General features: G+C 41.8%; 20 protein-coding genes and 1 pseudogene. 3 read left to right on the top strand and 18 right to left on the bottom strand.

Annotated features, from left to right (window positions below):
• Positions 1–3: 3 nt before the first annotated feature.
• The 5 genes from P8F77_RS08150 to P8F77_RS08130 form a co-directional block, all read right to left on the bottom strand.
• Positions 4–1296: an MFS transporter gene (locus P8F77_RS08150; protein WP_024727793.1), complete on the bottom strand. Its 1293-nt coding sequence runs from the start codon at positions 1294–1296 to the stop codon at positions 4–6.
• 62 nt (positions 1297–1358) lie between these two features.
• Positions 1359–2309, bottom strand: coding sequence for a cyclase family protein (locus tag P8F77_RS08145; RefSeq protein ID WP_347256426.1), 951 nt, complete (start codon positions 2307–2309; stop codon positions 1359–1361).
• 17 nt (positions 2310–2326) lie between these two features.
• Positions 2327–3250, bottom strand: a complete 924-nt coding sequence (locus P8F77_RS08140) for a 3-hydroxyacyl-CoA dehydrogenase family protein (RefSeq protein ID WP_024727795.1) — start codon at positions 3248–3250, stop codon at positions 2327–2329.
• A gap of 17 nt (positions 3251–3267) precedes the next feature.
• Complete coding sequence (locus tag P8F77_RS08135) at positions 3268–4056, bottom strand: SDR family oxidoreductase (RefSeq protein ID WP_024727796.1); 789 nt, start codon at positions 4054–4056, stop codon at positions 3268–3270.
• A gap of 18 nt (positions 4057–4074) precedes the next feature.
• The gene (locus tag P8F77_RS08130) at positions 4075–4425 is read right to left on the bottom strand and encodes a cupin domain-containing protein (RefSeq protein ID WP_287518036.1); all 351 of its coding nucleotides are present in this window, start codon (positions 4423–4425) and stop codon (positions 4075–4077) included.
• Positions 4426–4747: 322 nt separating this feature from the next.
• Here P8F77_RS08130 and P8F77_RS08125 point away from each other — a divergent pair, with 322 nt between their 5' ends.
• Complete coding sequence (locus P8F77_RS08125; protein WP_024727798.1) at positions 4748–5203, top strand: winged helix-turn-helix transcriptional regulator; 456 nt, start codon at positions 4748–4750, stop codon at positions 5201–5203.
• A 66-nt stretch (positions 5204–5269) separates the two neighbouring features.
• Here P8F77_RS08125 and P8F77_RS08120 read toward each other — a convergent pair whose 3' ends face one another.
• The 5 genes from P8F77_RS08120 to P8F77_RS08100 form a co-directional block, all read right to left on the bottom strand.
• On the bottom strand, positions 5270–6142 hold the full coding sequence (locus tag P8F77_RS08120; protein ID WP_024727799.1) for a DMT family transporter: 873 nt from the start codon (positions 6140–6142) through the stop codon (positions 5270–5272).
• 2 nt (positions 6143–6144) lie between these two features.
• Entirely contained in the window at positions 6145–6702 is a 558-nt protein-coding gene (gene efp, locus P8F77_RS08115; protein ID WP_024727800.1) for an elongation factor P, read from the bottom strand.
• A gap of 65 nt (positions 6703–6767) precedes the next feature.
• Positions 6768–7958, bottom strand: a complete 1191-nt coding sequence (locus P8F77_RS08110) for an iron-containing alcohol dehydrogenase (RefSeq protein WP_287518030.1) — start codon at positions 7956–7958, stop codon at positions 6768–6770.
• Between the two features lie 10 nt (positions 7959–7968).
• Entirely contained in the window at positions 7969–8745 is a 777-nt protein-coding gene (locus tag P8F77_RS08105; RefSeq protein WP_024727802.1) for a shikimate kinase, read from the bottom strand.
• Positions 8746–8842: 97 nt separating this feature from the next.
• Positions 8843–9727 (bottom strand): LysR family transcriptional regulator, encoded by an 885-nt coding sequence (locus P8F77_RS08100; protein ID WP_024727803.1) that lies wholly within the window; start codon positions 9725–9727, stop codon positions 8843–8845.
• Positions 9728–9962: 235 nt separating this feature from the next.
• On the opposite strand from P8F77_RS08100, the gene P8F77_RS08095 reads away from it, so the two are divergent.
• Entirely contained in the window at positions 9963–11954 is a 1992-nt protein-coding gene (locus P8F77_RS08095) for an FAD-dependent oxidoreductase (protein WP_287518026.1), read from the top strand.
• Positions 11955–12028: 74 nt separating this feature from the next.
• Here the strand turns inward: P8F77_RS08095 and P8F77_RS08090 are convergent, their stop codons facing one another.
• The 3 genes from P8F77_RS08090 to P8F77_RS08080 all read right to left on the bottom strand — a co-directional run bounded on the left by P8F77_RS08090 (position 12029) and on the right by P8F77_RS08080 (position 14720).
• Positions 12029–12775, bottom strand: a complete 747-nt coding sequence (locus P8F77_RS08090) for a hypothetical protein (RefSeq protein WP_095142887.1) — start codon at positions 12773–12775, stop codon at positions 12029–12031.
• Between the two features lie 15 nt (positions 12776–12790).
• On the bottom strand, positions 12791–13942 hold the full coding sequence (locus P8F77_RS08085) for an amidase domain-containing protein (RefSeq protein ID WP_024727807.1): 1152 nt from the start codon (positions 13940–13942) through the stop codon (positions 12791–12793).
• Positions 13943–14225: 283 nt separating this feature from the next.
• Entirely contained in the window at positions 14226–14720 is a 495-nt protein-coding gene (locus tag P8F77_RS08080; protein ID WP_024727808.1) for a YqeG family HAD IIIA-type phosphatase, read from the bottom strand.
• Between the two features lie 146 nt (positions 14721–14866).
• Here P8F77_RS08080 and P8F77_RS08075 point away from each other — a divergent pair, with 146 nt between their 5' ends.
• Positions 14867–16408, top strand: a complete 1542-nt coding sequence (locus tag P8F77_RS08075; RefSeq protein WP_024727809.1) for a nitrite/sulfite reductase — start codon at positions 14867–14869, stop codon at positions 16406–16408.
• A gap of 93 nt (positions 16409–16501) precedes the next feature.
• On the opposite strand, the gene P8F77_RS08070 is transcribed toward P8F77_RS08075, so the two are convergent.
• The 5 genes and pseudogenes from P8F77_RS08070 to P8F77_RS08050 all read right to left on the bottom strand — a co-directional run bounded on the left by P8F77_RS08070 (position 16502) and on the right by P8F77_RS08050 (position 19831).
• Positions 16502–17491 carry an ABC transporter substrate-binding protein gene (locus P8F77_RS08070; protein WP_024727810.1) on the bottom strand — a complete coding sequence of 330 codons (990 nt, stop codon included), beginning with the start codon at positions 17489–17491 and terminating at the stop codon, positions 16502–16504.
• A 156-nt stretch (positions 17492–17647) separates the two neighbouring features.
• Positions 17648–18097, bottom strand: coding sequence for a type II 3-dehydroquinate dehydratase (gene aroQ / locus P8F77_RS08065; RefSeq protein WP_287518019.1), 450 nt, complete (start codon positions 18095–18097; stop codon positions 17648–17650).
• 14 nt (positions 18098–18111) lie between these two features.
• On the bottom strand, positions 18112–18486 hold the full coding sequence (locus P8F77_RS08060; protein ID WP_287518016.1) for a VOC family protein: 375 nt from the start codon (positions 18484–18486) through the stop codon (positions 18112–18114).
• Positions 18487–18495: 9 nt separating this feature from the next.
• Positions 18496–19325, bottom strand: a pseudogene (locus tag P8F77_RS08055) (ketopantoate reductase family protein).
• Between the two features lie 50 nt (positions 19326–19375).
• Positions 19376–19831: a MaoC/PaaZ C-terminal domain-containing protein gene (locus tag P8F77_RS08050; protein ID WP_006567224.1), complete on the bottom strand. Its 456-nt coding sequence runs from the start codon at positions 19829–19831 to the stop codon at positions 19376–19378.
• Between the last annotated feature and the right edge of the window lie 22 nt (positions 19832–19853).

Here is a 19853-nt window from a genome sequence, read left to right as displayed (position 1 = left end):
CTCCTAAAGCTCTTTTACTGATTCCTGTACTATGTGATCCTTGTTGAATTTATATTCATTGACAAATGATACTGCAATAGAAACGATCAATGCTGCACCTGCAAAAATCAGGTACGCATAGTTCAGGTTGCCAATGACATTTGTTACAATCCCATTGATCAGGAAGCACCATGCTGTTACAAAGCCCTGTATCGGAAATATGACGGAATTCACCTTATCAAACCCATGTCTTCCAAAAATAGATGTAGGAAATGAAGTTGTGAAATTGGCACTACCGCCGATTCCAAATCCGATCATAAAGATTGAAATATAGAAAAGAATCCCTGTAGTCCCATCAGAAATTACATTGATGACCAAAGCCGCTGCATACCAGACTCCGAAGCCCTGCATTGTTTTTTTTGTTCCAATCCGGTCATCAATGATCCCGATCAGCCAGGAACCGAACACACCTAATAGTGCAACTACCGTCATCAAGGATAAGGCGTTGGCCTGGCTCATCCCAAAATCCCTGATGTTTCTGGTGACCAGCTGTTGCATAACGCCTACTGAACAAATCTGGAACATTCCAGTAAAAATAGCTGCTAACCAAAGCTCTTTGGTTTTTAGCAGTTTTGATGTAGTCCATTCAGAATCTTCTTTTGAAGTGAAATATTCTTTTTTGTAAACCTCATCCGGCACATTATCTGGATTCAATCCCCGTTCCTTAGGTGTATCCCTGATGAAAACAGCACCTATTACTCCTAAGATAACTGCTGCAATCCCAATAGGGATGCATCCTTTGGCGATCCCTCCGCAGACTGCCACCAGCCCGGTTAAAATTGCTACATAAAAGGCTGATGCAAAGTTATGTCCCATGGTCGTGTATCCCATCACGATACCCTTTTTCTTTGGAAACCAGTTGGCTACCAGAGTACCGCCTGCTATGTAGCCCGCTGACATCATCCCCGTTGCACATAAAATCATTGCCGCCGTATACACAGGAAGCGTTGTGGCACTTCCGCAGATGATATATGCGATTCCTGCTATGATCGTAAAAATTGATGAAGTTGCACGGGCGCCAATCTTTTTATTGATCTGCCCTACGATAATAAAACCTATGACAGCGATCATTCCTGCATATCCATTTGCCTGGATGACCGTTCCCGGGCTCACTCCTATATTCTGGGCTGCCGCAGGGGCCAGTACGTTCGTTCCGTCATTGATCATACCTACATAAAAGAAGAACATAAACAGACAATAAAGAATCGTTCCCCAGCCAGCCACTCCAAAGTTTATAACAGAGTTTTTTTTATCCATAAAATCCCTTTCTTTTCCCAATGAAAGCCGCTGCTTTGGCGGCTTTCACTCATTGCTGTTTATTATCTGTTCATGCATCCTGTTCCACCATACAGATAAGTTCTGTCCGGTACATCATTTAGATCATCTTCATCAATCTCCGCAACACAGCGTGCCATGGAGCCGTCACCCATGTACCACCGGATTGGAAAACAATTAAATCTGAACCGTTTTCCGGATACTTTGTCCAGATCCCCGCCAAGGTTTTCTACACCGACAATTCCATGACCTAACAGCATTTTATGGCAAGTTTCCCATGTACCCCAGCATCCGATGGCTTCCAGCTCCCCAAATTTTTCATCGTAGGCTTCCTGTCCATGAATCCTTATGTATTCTTCTTTGTCAAACTCAGCATAGGCTTCTTCTCCGAACTGCTCCTTGTATTCTTCTGTAATCGGTTTTCCTGAAGCACCTAATAAGTTCATGCGGGTCATACCGTTATTGCCCATTGCCGTATGGAGCGGATGATCCAGTGCCTGCATATCCATGGCTACACATTTCACTTTGTGTTCCACGAACCATTTCCCCGCATCAATCCCTGTACCGCAGGAATAATGATAATATTCTTTGGAATCATCAAACTGACGGTGCATTCCTGTATTTAAGCAGACCACCATTCCCTCTAATTCCTCTGGCCTGATATCTGCACGCTTACATGCATCCTCCAGATGTTCCGGCATAATCAGTCCCCAGCGATCTACATTAATTTCAAGGCAGACTGCATCTCCTGTATAGGCATCCACCGGCATTTCATGGGTATAGCGTGCCCTTTTGCCATCAAACTCAACTTCCATAACATGACGGGGAGCGTCACAATGTGTGCCTGTGTGCATCGTACATCCGATATACTGTGTCAGAACACCTCCTTTTGCCATGGTATGTTTGCTGTCAATCACCGGCTTATCAAAATAAGGCCATCTTGGAATCTCTGCGCTGAATGGATGTGTTAAATCAATAAATACTTTTTTTCCCATAATTTTTTCCTCCGAAACTATTTTCCATAAATCATTTTGATAAGATAATCATTTAAACCATTTTTAGAAGCATTAATCTCTTCCTGTGTGTATTCCCTGAAACCTTTTCCTGTCTTAAATCCCAGATCGCCATGTTCTTTTAGATTTTTCAATAATGGAGAGGGTTCTTTGGAATCTTCTAAATATTCCAGTACATAGTCGTGGATATTCCATGTCAGATCGACACCGACCATATCCGCATTTTCGATGGGCCCTAACTGCGGAAGTCTCAGACCAAAACTGTACTTCACAGCTTCATCCACTGTTTCAGCATCTGCTATTCCCTGTTCCACAATGGAGATTGCTTCTCTCCAAAGCGCATGCTGCATACGGTTTGCAATGAATCCGGGAACATCCTTCCTGCATAAAACAGCTTTTTTCCCAGCCTCGTTCAGAAACCTGATCACATCCTGCGCAGTTTCAAAATCAGTCCCCTCTGCGATCACAACTTCCACCAGCGGGATCAGATACGCCGGGTTCCAGAAATGGGTTCCTACAAAACGAGCTTTCTTTTGTAATTTCTTTGATATTAAGGTAGGACTCATGACCGAGGTATTGGTAGCAAAGATTGTGTCCTCTCTGCAGATTTCCTCCAACTGTCTGAAAATATCCTGTTTCAATTCCAGATTTTCAAATACACATTCAAATACAAGATCGGCATTTGAAGCTGCATCTTCCAAATCAGTTGAAAAATGAATCCTTTTAACTCGTTCTTCCATCTCTTCCTTCGTAAAGATGCCTTTTTCTCCCAGCATCCCAAAATCCTTCTGGATATCCTGGTAAATATCTACGTCCTTCACATCATATAAACAGACTTTTACGCCTTCTATGTTGGTGCAGACCTGAGCAATCCCTTTTCCCATCATTCCGGCACCGACTACTGCGACTTTTCTGATCATCATCTTTACTGCCTCCAATTCTAATTAGCCCAGTATCCGCCTTCTGTGGCCACATTTGCACCGGTCATAAAATCACTGGCAGATGAAGCGAGGAAAATACATGGCCCTACGAAATCCTCCGGTTCCCCGAGCCGTCCAATCGGAAGACGTTTCAGGAAATTTTTATAGACTTCACTGTCCGGGTCAAACATCCACTCTGTAAGATCTGAGCGGAACACTGTCGGATTAATCGTATTGACATTGATTTTATATTTTGCTGTCCACTCACAGGCAAGAGACTGTGCCATCAGGTCAATCCCTCCTTTTGCTGTACAGTAGCCCGTATAATTTGCCATACCCATCTTGGATCTGGCAGAAGATACTAAAATAACTTTTCCGCCTTTACCCTGTTTTATCATTTCTTTGCCCACATACTTACAGAACAGCCATGTCCCCTGTACATCTGAATCCATGATCTTTTTCCACATGGACAAATCCTGTTCAATGATCGGCTGAGGATGATTGTATCCCGCAGATGTTACCAGTACATTGATTTCTCCGAATTTTTTTACCGTATCATCTACGACCTTGATGACATCTTCCTCAACCGCCGGATCTCCGCAGGAATATCCGCATTCTATCCCTTCTGCTTCCAGTTCATCACATAAGGCTCTGCATGTTTCTTCTTTTCTTCCGGTTACCATGACCTTCATTCCGGCATGTCCATATCCAAAGCAGACCGCTTTTCCCAAAGCCCCTGTGGCACCTGTGATGATTGCAACCTTCCCTTTTACATCAAACATATTGTTTACGAACTCTTTATTTACCATGATGCTCCTCCGCTTCTTCTATGCTTCCGGGTAATTGATGATTACCAGCATTTTTGCTGCGTTATTTGTTCTGTTCTCTAAATAGCGCCCCTCATTCGGAGGGAATGAAATAGACTCTCCTGCATGGATGATATATTCATGATTGTCCGAATCCCGGACAGACATCTCACCTTCCAGCACATAGTATACTTTTTCCAGTGAATTATCTTCATAGGCATACTCTGCTCCTCCGCCCGGAAGGAATGTTGACAATCCGACCCAGAATTTCTCTGCCCCTGTTTCCTCTTTTCCGTGAATACGCATGGCAGTCATCCCATAATGTCCCGGTGCTTCATAGGTTTTTAATTCTTCTAATGTTCTTTTGATCATTCAAATCTCCTTTCTAAATTTTGATACTTTTTTCACAAATCAACCCGAAGTAGATGCATCTTTTCTGTTTTCCTTCGACATCTATGATGATAGCATTGTATTTTTATGCGTACAATACTTACAATTCTGTCACTCAGTAACCATTTGGTTACCTGCCAACCATAAAGTAACTACCTTTTCACCGCATATTCTCTTACTTTTCCGGTTATTTGCCCCAGCACTTCCGTTATTTTTTTATCAAAATCATTTACAAAATTATTCTCAGTGTTATACAATACACATAACCTTATAATTAGACAAAAACATTACAAGGAGGAATTCTATGGAGCAAAAAGGTACAAACCCCTATCATTTTGCCTTAAATTGTATTAAAGGAAAATGGAAAATGACATTACTCCATCACATTCACTACCATGGAAAGATCCGTTTCAACCAGACCCTAAACCATTTTCCTATCAGTGAGAAGGTATTAAGCCAGCAGTTAAAAGAATTAATGCATGATAGATTGATCCGCAGGATCCAGTACAATACAATCCCCCTGAAGGTTGAATATGTCCTGACCCAAAGCGGCGAAGATCTGATACCGGCCCTTGATATACTTTATGTATGGAGTATGCGCAGGATGGCTGAATCCGGAATTGAGATCGACCCTGATAATTTTGATGTACACTCGGATCGTAAATACATAGAACAGCTGGAAGATATCTTTCGGATGTATGAGAGGCAGCAGGAATTGCTGCATTACGATGCACAGAAAAAATATGATATCGGAAAATAAAAAAAGTTGCCCAGTTCACACTGGGCAACACCAATATTAAATCCAGGATATTTCCGGTACAGGAAATTACTCTTCTTTTTCTCTGCGGTTATTGTAAAAAAACATAACGACCGCTGCCGCTATGATAATGAAATACCCAAGGATGCTGAATCCATCCGGCACCTGCCCGAACAAAAAGAATCCGAGAAGTGTTGAAAAGATAATCTGAGTATAGTCATAGATGGATATTTCTTTTCCGGGCGCATACGTATAAGCCGCCGTGATGGAAAACTGCCCGCCAGCTGCGGCAAGTCCGGCCAGGAGCAGATACACAAGCTGTATCCCTGAAATTGGACGAAAAGTTCCAATCATAAACGGAATGCAGCTTATACAGGAAAATGTAGAGAAGAAAAACACGATGAACGGTCCTCTCTCTCCTCTGGTTCCAAGCTTTCTTACACAGGCATAGGCACATCCTGCGAACATCCCTCCTAAAAATCCGATGAATGCCGGAAGAACCAAGACCGATGCAAAACTTGGTTTTACAATGAACATACTGCCGATAAATGCGGATGTGATACAAGTCAACTGGAATACGGAAATTTTTTCTCTCAGGATCAGATAAGAAAATACAATGACAAAAAAAGGTGACAATTTGTTCAGCGTAGACGCATCCGAAAGCACCAGATGATCCACCGCATAAAAATTACAAAAAATACCTAAGGTCCCTGCTAAGGACCTTAGGATAAACCAGTGTAAATTCTTGATCTGAAAATGGAATCCGGCGCCGCTTCTTTTGATCATCACAAATGCAAAGATCAGGGCTACCAGATTCCTGAAAAAGCTCTTTTCAATCGACGGAAGATCTCCGGAAAGCTTTACAAATGCATTCATCCATGCAAAGCAGAACGCCGACAGGATGATGCAGACGATCCCCCGAATCTTCTGGTTTTTTGACAAGCTTATACCCTGGATAAATATTCCCCGGTTCTTGTATCAATCTTCAATGTATCACCCTGGTTGACAAACAGAGGGACATTGACATTTGCACCCGTCTCTACCGTACAAGGCTTTGTAGCACCCTGAGCTGTGTTTCCTTTTTCTCCCGGTTCACATTCCGTCACGAGCAGTTCTACATGCAGAGGAGCCTCTACCTGGAAAACTGTTCCGTTGTGTGAAACCAGAGTAACGTTCATATTTTCTTTTACAAACTTCAGTGACTCCCCAATGGTGTCCGGGTCCAGAGCGATCTGGTCGAAAGTCTCCGGATCCATGAAATGGAATAATTCACCGTCTGTATATAAATACTGCATTTCTTTTCGTTCGATGTGAGCATTCTCAAACTTCTCAGATGGACGGAAAGACTTTTCAATCGCACCCCCACTCTTGATATTTTTTAACTTCGCGCGCACGAAGGCTGCTCCCTTTCCAGGCTTCACATGCTGAAACTCAATAATCTGATAAATATTGCCTTCGTATTCGATGGTCAGCCCATTCTTAAAATCTCCTGCGGATACCATATCGTAATTTCCTCCTTAATCATTTTGTTCTATAACATTCTATAATAAATGGTACTTCTTATCAACTATTTATTTGCCAATTTATATACATTAAAGATATCTTCTTTATTTAAGACACGAAAAGCCCCAATGGTCCTCGTATCTTTGTAGGAACATCCGTCGGCCATCGTCCACAGTTCGTCCTCTGTCTTAAGGCCGATTTCTTTGGCTTCTGAAAAACAGGTCGGCATATCCAGTAACTTAAAGTAATTTACGGTAGCGTTGATCGCTTTTTGCGCCACTTCTTCTTTATTGTCCCCGGAAATTCCCCACACCTTATCGGCAAAGCGCACAAACCGGTCTACATCTTCCATGTAGGAATACTCTGCCCATGCTCCCCAAACGGCGGAAAGGCTGGCTCCGTGGGCGATATCAAACTTGGCGCTCAGTTCATGTCCCAGCTGGTGAGGAGCAAAATCTTTCTCAGCGCCAAGACCGGTCAGTCCGTTGTGTGAAATACTTCCGCACCACATGATCTCGCTCATGCTCTCATAATTATGAGAGTCCTGGATCGCGATTCTTCCGTTGGCGATCACGGTCCGAAGAAGCCCTTCGGCGATCTCGTCGGTCAGCTGATTGCCCTTTGTCTTCGTAAAGTAACGGTCCAATGTATGCATCATAATGTCGACAATGCCGCAGCCCACCTGATACTTGGGAAGCGTATAGGTAAGTTCCGGATTCATGATGGCAAACTCAGGGCGATTCAGATCCGTACTGAGACCTCTTTTTACCTGGATCTCCGTATTGGTGAGGACGGCTGAATCACTGGTCTCACTTCCAGCGGCTGCGAGAGTCAGGATGACACCTACCGGCAGTGTTTTTTCCACTTTCTTTTTCCGGGACCAAAACTCCCATATGTCCGTATCCGGATTTGCAGCTCCGTGCGAAACTGCCTTCGCAGTATCGATCACACTTCCGCCTCCCACGGCAAGAATCAGATCTGCCTGGAATTCAACGGCCTTCTGAACAGCTTCTCTGGCAAAATCAAGTCTTGGATTCGGTTTTACTCCGCCGATGGTCTCCACCTTGAGCCCTGCCGCTTCCAGTGTCCCGGTCACTCTTCCAAGCAGCCCGCTCTTTACGACACTTCCTCCTCCATAGACAACGAACACTCTGGAGCCGTGATATTTCTTCGCCAGCTCTGCCACCCTGTCCTCTGAAGCTTTTCCAAAAACAATCTCTGTCGGTGTGTAATGGGTAAATGCCTGCATCTTCATTCCTCCTGTTTTATAGATGGGTTAATTTTCCAACGATCTCTTCCGCAATCTCTTCGACATTTTTATGATCTGTATCTACAATGATATCTGCCGCCGCGCGATACTTCGGTCTCCGAATCTCCATCAGTTCCGAGATGTACTCCGTATTCTTGCGCCCTCTGAGCAGGGGACGTTCGTCACTGTCTTTGACACGCTCCAGGATCGTCTCCGGTGAAGCAGTCAGGAGAACAACCCTGCCGTTCTTCTTCATCTCCCGGACATTAATCTCTCTCATCGCCACTCCGCCTCCGCAGGAGACGATCTGGTTATTCTTTTTCTGGAGCTCGATCAGAAGGTTGGTCTCGCAGTTTCTGAAATATTCTTCGCCGTACTCCTCAAAGATCTTGTTAATCGACATGTGTTCTTTATTAACGATTACCTGATCCATCTCTACCTGCGGTGACGCAAGGATCTTGCTTAAATAGTCAGATACTGTACTCTTTCCGACACCCATAAATCCAATCAGAAAGATATTGTGTGTAAACAAAGTCCTTGCCTGGATTTTCCTGCTGTTTTCCACAATATACGTAAAAATATCAAGGATCTCTTCCTTATATGTATTCTCTTTTACATGCTCTTTCAGCATTTTGCGCTGCCGCTTTTCCTGTTCCGGCTGCAGAATCGGAAGTCCGTTCTCCTTTTTGTATTCCATGATCTCTTTGATAATGTCCATCCGGTCTTCCAGAACCGACACGATCTGTTTGTCGCAGACTTCCAGTCTTTCTCTGATCTCTTCTAACCTTCCCATTGTGTTCCTCACTTTTCTTCAATCGTAGTCTAATGTGGTTCAGTATACCATAATCCGGCATTTCTTTCAATATTGTGCTCAGCCGTACCTCATCGTTTTATATCTGGTGCCGGGATTTAATAAACCCTATAAAGTCTTCAACGATCGGTGAGAGATATTTATCCTTCTGTGTAACGAGATAGATATATCTCTTGATCTCAGGCCTTTTAATGGGGATTGCCTCCACCTCCATGGTTTCCAGAATAGGAATTCTCGGCACAATAGAAATCCCGAGCCCGGCGGCCACAAGGCCTGCAACAGAGGAATCCTCCTCCCCTTCATATGCGATGAAAGGCTGCGCTTTTACCTCAGTAAAAAGTTTATTGATAAACGGCCTCAGACCGCTTTTGCGCGAAAACATAATGTAAGGATAATTCGTTGTCTTTGCCAGGTCAACGGCCTCTTCCCCTGCCAGAGGATGTCCTTTGGGCGTGATCAGCACAAGCTCTTCTTCCACAACAGGAGTGAAATTCAACCGGTCTTCACCCTCTTTATAGGATGAAAATACGAGATCATAGGTACCCTTTTTCAATTCCCCGATCATCTGCTCTGTGGTTCCCTGTCCAAAAGAAAAACGGATATTCTTACCCTCATTCTCTTTCATGTAATCACTCATATTTTGTGGGATAAAATGACTTCCCAGAGTATAAATATATCCGATGTCGATATATCCGCCGGCCATTCCGGATACTTCACCCACCACACGCCTTCCTTCATCCAGCATGTCCAGTGACTGTATCACATATCGGCAAAAAAGCTCACCCTCTTTGGTAAGCCTGGCATTTCTTCCAACTTTTTCAAACAATTTGACATTTAACTCCTTTTCAAGAGCATTGATGGCATGGCTCAGACTGGGCTGGGTGATATTTAAAATGTGGGCAGCCCTGGTGTAGTGCTGCTCTTTCGCCAGTGTTCTCAAATAATATAGATGATTCAGATTCATATGATCCCTCCGGAATTGGTTTTCTTAGTTATGAGTATACCTTATCGTGCGGAGCACGTCCACCCGAAGGGTATGAGTTACGGTATGCCCTGTGGGTATACCTTATCGTGCGAAGCACTCCCATCCGAGGATTTACAATACGGTGTGCCCTGTGGGTATATTCTTCATTGCATTTGTATACACAGTTTGATATAATTATTGCAGTGAAATAGAAAGAAAAATGGAGGAACTAACTATGGCTGCAAAGAATTTCCGCAATCTATTTGAACCATTTACAGTAAAATCAATGACATTAAAAAACCGTATTGTCATGACGCCGATTGGAACAAATTTTGCTGAGCGAACAGGAGAAGTCAGTGATAAACTGATTGCATATTATAAACAACATGCAAAAGGAGGCATAGGCCTCATCACAGTGGAAGGTGCCAGTGTCGCATCCCCTCAGGGATCTTTAAGCACGAACCAGTTGAGAATTGACCATGACAACTACATCCACGGGCTGTACAAGCTCTGTGAAGCGATCCATGAATACGGATCCAACGCTTCCATTCTGCTCAATCACGGCGGTGCCGACTCGGACGGTTCTGTGACAAATATCCAGCCGGTATCTGCTTCTGATATTCCATCAAAAGCTGGAGGAGACATCCCGAGACCTCTTACGATAGAAGAGATCCACGGTATTGTCCAGAAGTTTGCAGACGCTGCTAAGCGCGCAGTCACAGCCGGCTTTGATGCTGTTGAGATTCAGGCAGGACACGGCTATCTGCTGAACCAGTTCTTATCCCCGCTGACCAATGACAGGACAGATGAGTTTGGCGGTTCCAAAGAAAATCGTGCACGCTTTACAACGCTCGTCTTAAAAGCAGTCCGCGAAGTTGTAGGCGAGAATATCCCGATCTTTTTGAGAATCAGTGCAGATGAGCTCACTGAAGGCGGAAACTCACTGAATGACACATTGGAGATCGTTGAATATTTTGAAGATTATGTAGACGTATTTGCAGTATCCGCAGGTCTTACCTGTACAATCCAGTATCAGCATGACGCAGATTACCTTCCGGACGGATGGAAATCTTATATGTCCAAGGCTGTTAAGAAGAAAACAGGAAAGCCATGTACCGCTGAAGGAAATATCCGTGAACCTGAGATCGCCAATGAGATTTTAAAGAGCGGCCAGTCTGACCTGATCGGTATCGGCCGAGGACTGATCGCAGATCCTGAGTGGGTCAACAAAGTACAGTTCGGAAACACCGATGATATCAACAAATGTATCTCCTGCAACAATGGATGTACTGCAACGCTCAGCAACAAACCGATGCGCTGTACTGTCAATCCATTTGTAGTAAGCGGAGAAAATTATAAAAAAGAGCATATCAAGAAGCCTTGCAACGTGGTTGTTATCGGAGGCGGTACCGCAGGCCTTGAAGCCGCATGTACTGCAGCAGAGGTGGGATGTTCCACTGTTCTGATCGAAAAGACCAACCAGCTTGGCGGACTGGCCAGACGTGTGGGCAACATGCCGAATAAAAAACGTCTTGGTTACTTCCCTGCTTATCAGGAAAAAAGAGCCATGGCCCTTAAAAACTTGTTTATCTGCAAGAATGTAGAAGCTACCGCGGAATTTGTAGACGGATTCAAACCGGACATCGTTGTCAACGCAACCGGCTCCAACCCACTGCTTCCGAATATTCCAGGCCTTAAGGAAAACCTTGAGAAAGGAAATGTCTCTACGATCTTTGACCTGGTTGACAAGGTAGACACATTTGAAAAAACAGATCTTTCCGGCAAAAAAGTCGTTGTCATAGGCGGAGGAAATGTCGGTTTGGATGTGGTTGAATTCTTTGCTCCTAGAAAAGCAGAAGTGACCATTGTAGAGAAAAAGCCTCATTTTGGAGAAGACCTGGATCTGATCACAAGAACCGGTGCCAATGAGCTTTTGGAGAAATATAAAGTCACTCAGTATCCGAATGCCAACCTTTTGAAAGTGAAAGAGAATTCTTTCATTGTCCGTCATGACTATAAGGATCTGGAATTAGATTTTGACTACGGATTTATCTGTCTCGGAATGCAGTCTGCCACACCGGCGCTGCAGGCTCTGTACGATCATTTTGTGGATGAGGGCATTGAAGTTCTCAACATTGGTGACAGTGCAAAGACAAGGCGTATGATCGAAGGTGTCAAAGAGGGACGTGATATCCTGATCGCACTTGAGAGACATCACTTCTTATAAATTTCATTAATGATATTTTAAAGGTCTTTGGGAAAAGCTATTGTCATGCTTTTTCCAAAGACCCTTTTTATTTATTAGGTAAACCGAAAAAGATTTATTATTCTTTTTGTTGAGGTATTATAACTACTGATTTTTAAGGATAACATGTTGTTTTCGTTAATATCAGTGCTCACTAGAATCTGGGTGTCATCATAAGCTGTTGTAAATACTTTGATTTCTTTATTTTTTTCGTCAACCCCCTTTATTTTTCTTGGGTTTTGAATCATTTTACATGTATACAGGCAGTTAAAAAAACTTCCTTGTTCTAAATCTGCAATTTTTTCGAGATCATTTCCTCTATACTCTTTCATTGTTACTGTTGTAAAATTTGCAACCCAGCTGATTAGACTGTCATTTTCCTCCGCCAATAATTTACTGTCAGAATTATATGAGTTATAGAGCAAGATTTGTTCCCCATTGTTACTGGGAAGTAACTCTGTAGTCTCTTCCGACTGTGAATGATTCAAATCATACTTTTTCAAATCTAATATTTTATCAATTTGAAATCTACTATCTGCTTTTCTCAGAATTACAAGAGATGTAACATTTGAGATTAATATTTTGTCTTTGTTGTAATATATCAGCTCCCATCCATCACCTGGGGCTGATTTTTTTTTATTTACTTTATAAAATTGTTGCTTGGTCAACGTTTTCATATCTTCTGTTTTTACTTTTTTTGTCTCAGGATATTTTTTCTGCTCTTTAATGCCCGTAGCCTGACACGCTGTTCCAAAAACAATGATAAATACGGAAATAAGTAATTGAAGTATTTTTTTTCTCATAATCCTACCTTTCTGTCATTTATATGAACCACTTATATGAACATATTTCGCTTGTGTCATCCATCCTCGAGAACTCAGTGGGACGTTTCGCAACATGTCTTTTTTCTTATTGCTTGAATGTTGACAAATAAAAACATCCTTTTTTCTGTTCCATGGATCACCTGGAGTAGTAGGATTAGGGACATAACCAGAAATGATTACACTGTGTGTAGCTGTATACTGTCCTACCTTACTATTCCATGGTACTTTCTGAACAATATCACCTAATCTGCATCCTTTCATATTAGTCTTAGATGCTTTCAAGCCCTTTACTGATGATGATCCCTTATTTTCTCGCCAGTAGTTGTGAAACATCTGTGCACCTTTCCATGATGAATTGTATCTATACCATTTTTTAGATGCTTCTTTACCTTCTTTATCTTCAGTAATTCCGCCAGCTTTTAGGCATTGAGAAGTGAAATTTGTACAGTCTCCATCCCCAGAATAAAATGGATAATTTGGATTAGGCTTTAAAGCGTACTTTAATGCATATGCTTTAGCCTTATTTCTATCATAACTACTAAATTTATATTTTTTCTTTGCTGCACTAGTATCAGTCATTTCATAACTTTGAATGTTATTAGATTGTTCCTGCTCTAATTTATTAACATAAGATTTGGCAACCTTAATTATATCTTTTTGCTTTTTCTCTAGAGCGGCTTTATCGGTTTGCTTATCTTTCATCGTTTTGAGTGCTTGTTTAAAGTCTCCTTCTACATTATCATTCTGTATAAACCACTCTCCATTTATTTTTTCTAAATAAATCAAATGTTCATGTAGTTCCTCTGATTCTGTGTCCTTTGAACAATTATAATGGATTTTAATATCTTCAGTTAATGATACTTTTGCCTTGCTTTCATTAATTAAAATCTTATTATAAGTAAGTTCAGAATTAAATTTTTCAAAACACAGATCTGAATTCTGAACCTTACGATACTTTATTAAAGTATCTAAATCAAAATACTCTAAATTTTCATCAGAATTAAAATATGATTTTAATTTGGAATCCATCTTTAAATGGGCTAAAGCTTTATTCTTATCCATAAAAAAATTATTCAAGACTTTTTTAATTTGAACATTATCAGTTGATTCTTTTTCAACAAATTCATTGGCAAATGTATTCTGCAAAGCAAATAGAATAAAGCCTAAAACTATACAACATATGCTTATTATTTTTTCATACCTCTTCCTCCTTCTTTACTAATCTGATAGTTATATACTAAATAATAATCCGTAGAACCATCTATGTCAACAGTTATGACTACTTATACCATAATGTTATTAATTCCTAATATAATTTTAATATTTGCTTGATATAAACATTTTCTTTATTACAAAAACAAAAAATAGTATGCTGATTCCACTACAATCAGCATACTATCCTCGATAAAAATCATGTAATAATTTTTACTCAACTTTTCTTATAAAAATGCAGAACGATCCTCTCAAGATACCGTTTCAATACGATTTGTATCTCCTCTTTTGGATTCATGGGCTTTACAAGGATACTGTAAACATTGGCCCTATTGGCCCCGTAGACATCCGTAAACAGCTGGTCTCCCACAAACAGTGTATTAGACCGGTCTGTTCCCATCAGCTTCATGCCCTTCTCATAACTTCCCACCATAGGCTTGTTCGCTTTATAAATATAGTAGGTTCCTTCCACTGCTTCGCAGAACTTTTTCACTCTGGGTTCCTTGTTATTGGACATAAAACAAAAATCAAAGCCGATGTCTTTCAGTTCCCTGAAAAAACGGACTGCCCGGTCATCTGCGGGTGCATTGTGAGGCACCAGGGTATTATCTACATCAAATAAAATCCCCCGGTATCCTCTGTCATAATATGCTTTAAAGTCAATGGAATAAGTACTGTCCATATATTCATTCGGGTAAAATTTCTCAAACATCTTCTGTGTATCCATCCTTTATTTTTCTTTTGTCCTATTCTAGCATATAACTGAAAAAAAGCCAAACTTCCCTGAATGTGGACGTGCATTTTAAGAAATGCTATAATAAAATAAGAAAACTGTTAAATATGGCAAAGGAGAATAACATGGATCAGGAATTAAAAAAAGAATTTCAGGCTGACCTGGCCGAATTTCATTTAATGACCAGAAAGTTTTATCAAAAAGAAATCAGCGTTAAAGAATATAAAGGTTTTTCAGGAGGATTTGGAAGCTACGCACAGAGGGGCGGCGGTTCCAGTATGCTGAGACTTCGGTTTACCGGGGGAGAAATTACGAAAGATAAACTCCAGTTTATTGCGGACAGTGTTGAAAAATATAAGATAGACAAACTCCATCTGACCACCTGTCAAACCGTACAGGTACACAATCTAAATGATGTTACCGTATCTTCCCTCATCGAGGAAGCGTTTGAGCATGATATTATCACCAGAGGCGGCGGCGGTGATTTTCCCAGAAATGTCATGGTTTCTCCTCTCTCCGGAGTAGAAAAAGAAGAATACTTTGACGTGCTTCCATATGCCAGAGAGGCCGCCGATTATCTTCTGACTTTCATCAAACGGGTGAAAATGCCCAGAAAGCTGAAAGTCTGTTTCTCTAATTCTCCAAAGAATATAACACACGCCACTTTCCGTGATCTTGGATTTGTTGCCCGCAAGGATCACACCTTCGACGTTTACAGCGCCGGCGGCCTTGGCAACAATCCTAAAATGGGCATACTCGTAGACGAAGGGACAGACCCATCAAAAGTACTGTACTATATTAAAGCTATGATTCTGACATTTATACAGCACGGCAACTATGAAAACCGCGGGAAAGCCAGAACACGGTATATGCAGGATACTTTGGGCCAGGAAGGCTACCGGGCTGCTTTTCTTGAAAACCTCAGCAAGGCAATGGCTGAAGATTCTCTTGACCTCAATGTACAGGAAGTTCCTGTGACAAAAGAAGGCTGCGGCTTCCTTGAGGAAAACTTCCGGATTACCGCACAGAAACAGGACGGTCTTTACAGTGTTTTATATCATCCGTTTGGAGGGAATATCCCGCCGGAGCTGATCGCACCGATCAATGAAGCTGTACAGAAGATGGACCAGGTGGTCCTGAGAATCTCCCCAGACGAAAGCCTTTATTTCATCAACTGTAACAAAGAGGAAGCCCTGGAACTCCTGGAACTTACCAAAGACAGTGCATCCAACCTGTTTGAGACATCTGTCGCCTGTATTGGCAGCGGGATCTGTCAGATAGGTCTCAGAGACTCTCAAAAGCTCTATAAAGCTGTCATGGATAAGATCCGCCCCTTAGATTTTTCGAACGGTGTGCTCCCGCAGATCCATATTTCCGGCTGTCCATCCTCCTGTGGAACTCACCAGATTGGGACACTTGGCTTCCGCGGAGCCACAAAGGTTATTGATAAAAAACCTCTTGCAGCCTTCCAACTGTATATCGGCGGAGAGGAAACACAGGGCAATGCACAGTTCGGGGAGGACGCCGGAACCATTCTGGAAACAGATATTCCGGACTTCTTAATAGAAATTGGACAGGCAGTACAGAAAGAACACAAATTATATTCCGACTGGATAAAAGAAAATCCAGATGTTCTAAAAGCTATCATCCAAAAATATACAAAATAAAAAAACACCCCATTGGCATCAATGTTTTTAACATTTTCCAATGGGGTGCTTTTTTATTTTTATCTTCTCTTAATTGTATTCCCTTATAATTATTTATTTGCTCTCTTCCACTGCCGAATGAAAAGTATCAGGATATACAATCGACAGAATATACTCATAGGCTTCGCTCCACCGGCTGTTTGGCTTATACTGATACAGTTCTTTCGGAAGAATAACAAGGTGCTTCTGCTTCACAGCCTTCAAATCCTCCCATCCGGATTCCGTTTCCAAAGTATTATGAAGCTTCTTCAGGGCAAGCTTTCTGTCTCCCATGGTTGTGACAAAAATATAATCAGGATCGCTCTTTGATATCGCCTCCAGTGAAGGAGTCTTATTTTCCGCAAGATTTTTATTGTTCGCAGCTGCATTCTCTACTCCGATGTCCTGCAGGATATTGCAGACTACATTTTCCTCTGTCTTTACCTTGATGTCTGCAGAATAAGCTCTGAGCACCAGTGCAGTCGTTTTCCTGCCTTTTGGTACTTGCTTCAGCAGGTAATCCGCTTCCTCCCTTGCTTTCTCTCCATACTCCTCATAATTATCCTCTTCTCCGGTTACTTCCGTCATTTGTTTTAAAACGTTCAGGTAATCGTCCAGAGTATTCATCCTGACAATATAATATGGAATTTTTTCTTTCTTTAGAGTCTCAGCTGTATCCATCTGCTCCTCAATGTTTCCTGAAATCAGAACCAAATCCGGCTTCAGGGAAAGAACAGCATCCAGATCCGGATATTTGACAGAACCAACATTTTTAATCTTTTTTTTGTTAAGATTTTCGTGAACTACCTCTTCTTCCAGCACATCTGCAGTAGCTCCGCATAATTCTCCTCCGGAGAGCAGCCATACATCCGACAGGGAAGCCGATAACGCTACTACTTTTTCCGGTTCTTTTTTTATCTCTACTTTTCGCCCGGTGGAATCTTTTATCACTGTATATGACTCTTCTTTTATCTGTTTTTTGTCCTTGTCATGGTTTCCCCTGCACGAGGCCAGAAACAAGACACACAGCAGAAGTAATACAGTCGCTCCGCACTTTTTATTCATAATCTGGTATATATTCCCCCTCACCAGTATTTGCCAATGATCTTGCTGACAATATTTTCTTTATTATATAGTAAAACTCCTACTGGTGCAAGTTATTGACTTAAAGTGCTTCTCTTTCAGAGAGGGGGCGGCCTTATTATTTGTTGTGGTCAAATTTTAGTTACTTGTTCTCTTAAACATTTCACCAAAGGCTTTAACTGCAAGAGTATAAGCTGATTCGCCCATTCCTGCTATCATTCCTGCCGCAACAGGAGCTATAACTGAGTGGGAGCGAAAATCTTCTCTGTTAAAGATATTTGACATATGGACTTCAAGAATTGGGCACTCTAATATTTCCAGTGCATCATGAATGGCATAGTTATAATGAGTCCATGCACCTGGGTTAATGATGACACCGTCATACTTTTCGTAGAATACCTGGTGTATTTTATCTACCATTTGACCTTCATGATTGCTTTGAAAAGTATCCACCTGAATCCCAGTCTCTTTTGCCGTCTGTGCAATCAATTCATTAATCTCATCTAAGGTAATAGTTCCATACTGCTCCGGGTCACGTTTACCGTACATATTGTGATTGACACAGTGAAGCATCATTATTTTTTTCATTTTCAATTCCTCCGTTATTCTATCCAAGGCTTTTTCTCTATAATCTCTTTCAGTACATCCCTTTTACCGGCAATAACCTCAATACACAGCCCGCTAGGAAGTGCAAACCAATTATGTCCCTGAGGCAGTTCTTTTACTCCCAAACGATAAGCCTTCTCTAAAACTTCATCTACATCTTCTGTCATAATTCCCATATGATCCGCACGGCCTTCCGGTCCTTCATAATCAATCGTCTCATTCAGCTGTATTCCAGCGTGAAGCCATACCTTTCTGTTTGGTGCCTCTCCCAATTCCATACGCACCGGCATATCAAATACTTCTTCAAAAAACCGAATATGCCAATCCAGATCTTTTACCCGGAGGGCCATGTGTTCTAAATATGAAGCCATTTTATCCTCCTATTTTTCCAGACCCGGTTCATATTCCAGCAAAAATTTTTCAATTCCTTTGACGCATGTCACGAGGGTCTTGTTTACTGGTGTTGCGATACCGAATTTTTTACCCCACTCTACAACGGAACCGTTAATAAAATCAATTTCTGTTGGGCGTTTCATTTCAAGGCTTTGTAAAATGGAAGTCTTGAATGTTCCAGGAAGTCCCTCACTGGCAGCGTACCATGCGTATTCAGGATCTTCAGATTTTAATTTTACTCCGGCAGCTTTAGCCACGTTAATCCCTTCCTGGATGGCTTCGACTGCTGTATCCTTAATATAATCCTCTTCATATAACGGCCCGTAAGGAAGTCTGGTAATACCGCAAAGGGCCCCTGCAGCCACATTGATCAGCAGCTTATCCCAAATCAGGCCTTTGATATTATCACTGACTTCACACAGCAATCCGGCTTTATTAAACTCCTCACATACTGCCTGAATCCTGTCTGTGATCTTTCCTGTCAGCTCGCCTATATAAGTATATTTGCCTTGAACTCCCGCACTGACATATCCAGGTTCCAGAAGACGTCCCCCTACATAAGTTTTGCCGCTGATGACATTTTCTTCTCCAACGACTTCTGCAATCGTCTCTTCATTGCCCAGGCCGTTTTGAAGGGACATGACAAGAGTCTCCGGCCCAATGACATTCGTCTCTTTAAGCTGTGCCACCGCTTCTTTGGTTGCAAATGATTTTACAAGTACGATCACCAGATCCACTGGTCCACAAAATAAACTTCAGACCCGCCCTGTGCTAAAGTGCCTCCAATCGTGCTTCCAAGAGAACCGGTTCCCAACATACAAATTTTCATTGATATTCTCCTTTTATTCTGAATATAATTATTTTTAGTTATTTGTCATCTTCCAGCGGGAAGAACTTAAGAATATGTACCGCTGCAACGACGATCTCGCCATGCTGGTTAAATATCTCCAGTTTAGAGAATGTTTTATTTGTCTCTTCTTCCACTCTATCTACTGTATATCTACATGTCAAGGTATCACCAAAAAATACCGGTTTAATAAAACGGAGTCTGTCATACCCATAGGAAGCACTCGGCACTGGTGATTTTACCTGTTCCTGTATTTTCGTAGATGCCGTACAGCCAATAGCAAATGTAAGAATTCCATGGACAATCCGTGTTCCATACATTGTTTTTTTCATATATTCTTCATTAAAATGCATCTGGCTGTAATCTGCTGTAATACCGCCAAATAAATAAACATCTGTTTCTGTCACTGTTTTTGTAAATTCTGCTGTATCGCCAACGTGCAGTGGAATTTCAACTTTTGCAATTTTACTCATCATAATCTCCTTTTTTATATGTACT

The organism is Anaerostipes sp. PC18 (assembly GCF_039789045.1).
Lineage (GTDB): Bacteria > Bacillota > Clostridia > Lachnospirales > Lachnospiraceae > Anaerostipes > Anaerostipes hominis.
This window is presented reverse-complemented; position numbering and strand designations above follow the sequence as displayed.

Bases quoted from the DNA above. Each gene is read 5' to 3' on its own strand.
- P8F77_RS08150 (WP_024727793.1), bottom strand. From the start codon at position 1,296: ATGGATAAAAAAAACTCTGTTATAAACTTTGGAGTGGCTGGCTGGGGA.
- P8F77_RS08145 (WP_347256426.1), bottom strand. From the start codon at position 2,309: ATGGGAAAAAAAGTATTTATTGATTTAACACATCCATTCAGCGCAGAG.
- P8F77_RS08140 (WP_024727795.1), bottom strand. From the start codon at position 3,250: ATGATGATCAGAAAAGTCGCAGTAGTCGGTGCCGGAATGATGGGAAAA.
- P8F77_RS08135 (WP_024727796.1), bottom strand. From the start codon at position 4,056: ATGGTAAATAAAGAGTTCGTAAACAATATGTTTGATGTAAAAGGGAAG.
- P8F77_RS08130 (WP_287518036.1), bottom strand. From the start codon at position 4,425: ATGATCAAAAGAACATTAGAAGAATTAAAAACCTATGAAGCACCGGGA.
- P8F77_RS08125 (WP_024727798.1), top strand. From the start codon at position 4,748: ATGGAGCAAAAAGGTACAAACCCCTATCATTTTGCCTTAAATTGTATT.
- efp (WP_024727800.1), bottom strand. From the start codon at position 6,702: ATGGTATCCGCAGGAGATTTTAAGAATGGGCTGACCATCGAATACGAA.
- P8F77_RS08110 (WP_287518030.1), bottom strand. From the start codon at position 7,958: ATGAAGATGCAGGCATTTACCCATTACACACCGACAGAGATTGTTTTT.
- P8F77_RS08105 (WP_024727802.1), bottom strand. From the start codon at position 8,745: ATGGGAAGGTTAGAAGAGATCAGAGAAAGACTGGAAGTCTGCGACAAA.
- P8F77_RS08100 (WP_024727803.1), bottom strand. From the start codon at position 9,727: ATGAATCTGAATCATCTATATTATTTGAGAACACTGGCGAAAGAGCAG.
- P8F77_RS08095 (WP_287518026.1), top strand. From the start codon at position 9,963: ATGGCTGCAAAGAATTTCCGCAATCTATTTGAACCATTTACAGTAAAA.
- P8F77_RS08090 (WP_095142887.1), bottom strand. From the start codon at position 12,775: ATGAGAAAAAAAATACTTCAATTACTTATTTCCGTATTTATCATTGTT.
- P8F77_RS08080 (WP_024727808.1), bottom strand. From the start codon at position 14,720: ATGTTTGAGAAATTTTACCCGAATGAATATATGGACAGTACTTATTCC.
- P8F77_RS08075 (WP_024727809.1), top strand. From the start codon at position 14,867: ATGGATCAGGAATTAAAAAAAGAATTTCAGGCTGACCTGGCCGAATTT.
- P8F77_RS08070 (WP_024727810.1), bottom strand. From the start codon at position 17,491: ATGAATAAAAAGTGCGGAGCGACTGTATTACTTCTGCTGTGTGTCTTG.
- aroQ (WP_287518019.1), bottom strand. From the start codon at position 18,097: ATGAAAAAAATAATGATGCTTCACTGTGTCAATCACAATATGTACGGT.
- P8F77_RS08060 (WP_287518016.1), bottom strand. From the start codon at position 18,486: ATGGCTTCATATTTAGAACACATGGCCCTCCGGGTAAAAGATCTGGAT.
- P8F77_RS08050 (WP_006567224.1), bottom strand. From the start codon at position 19,831: ATGATGAGTAAAATTGCAAAAGTTGAAATTCCACTGCACGTTGGCGAT.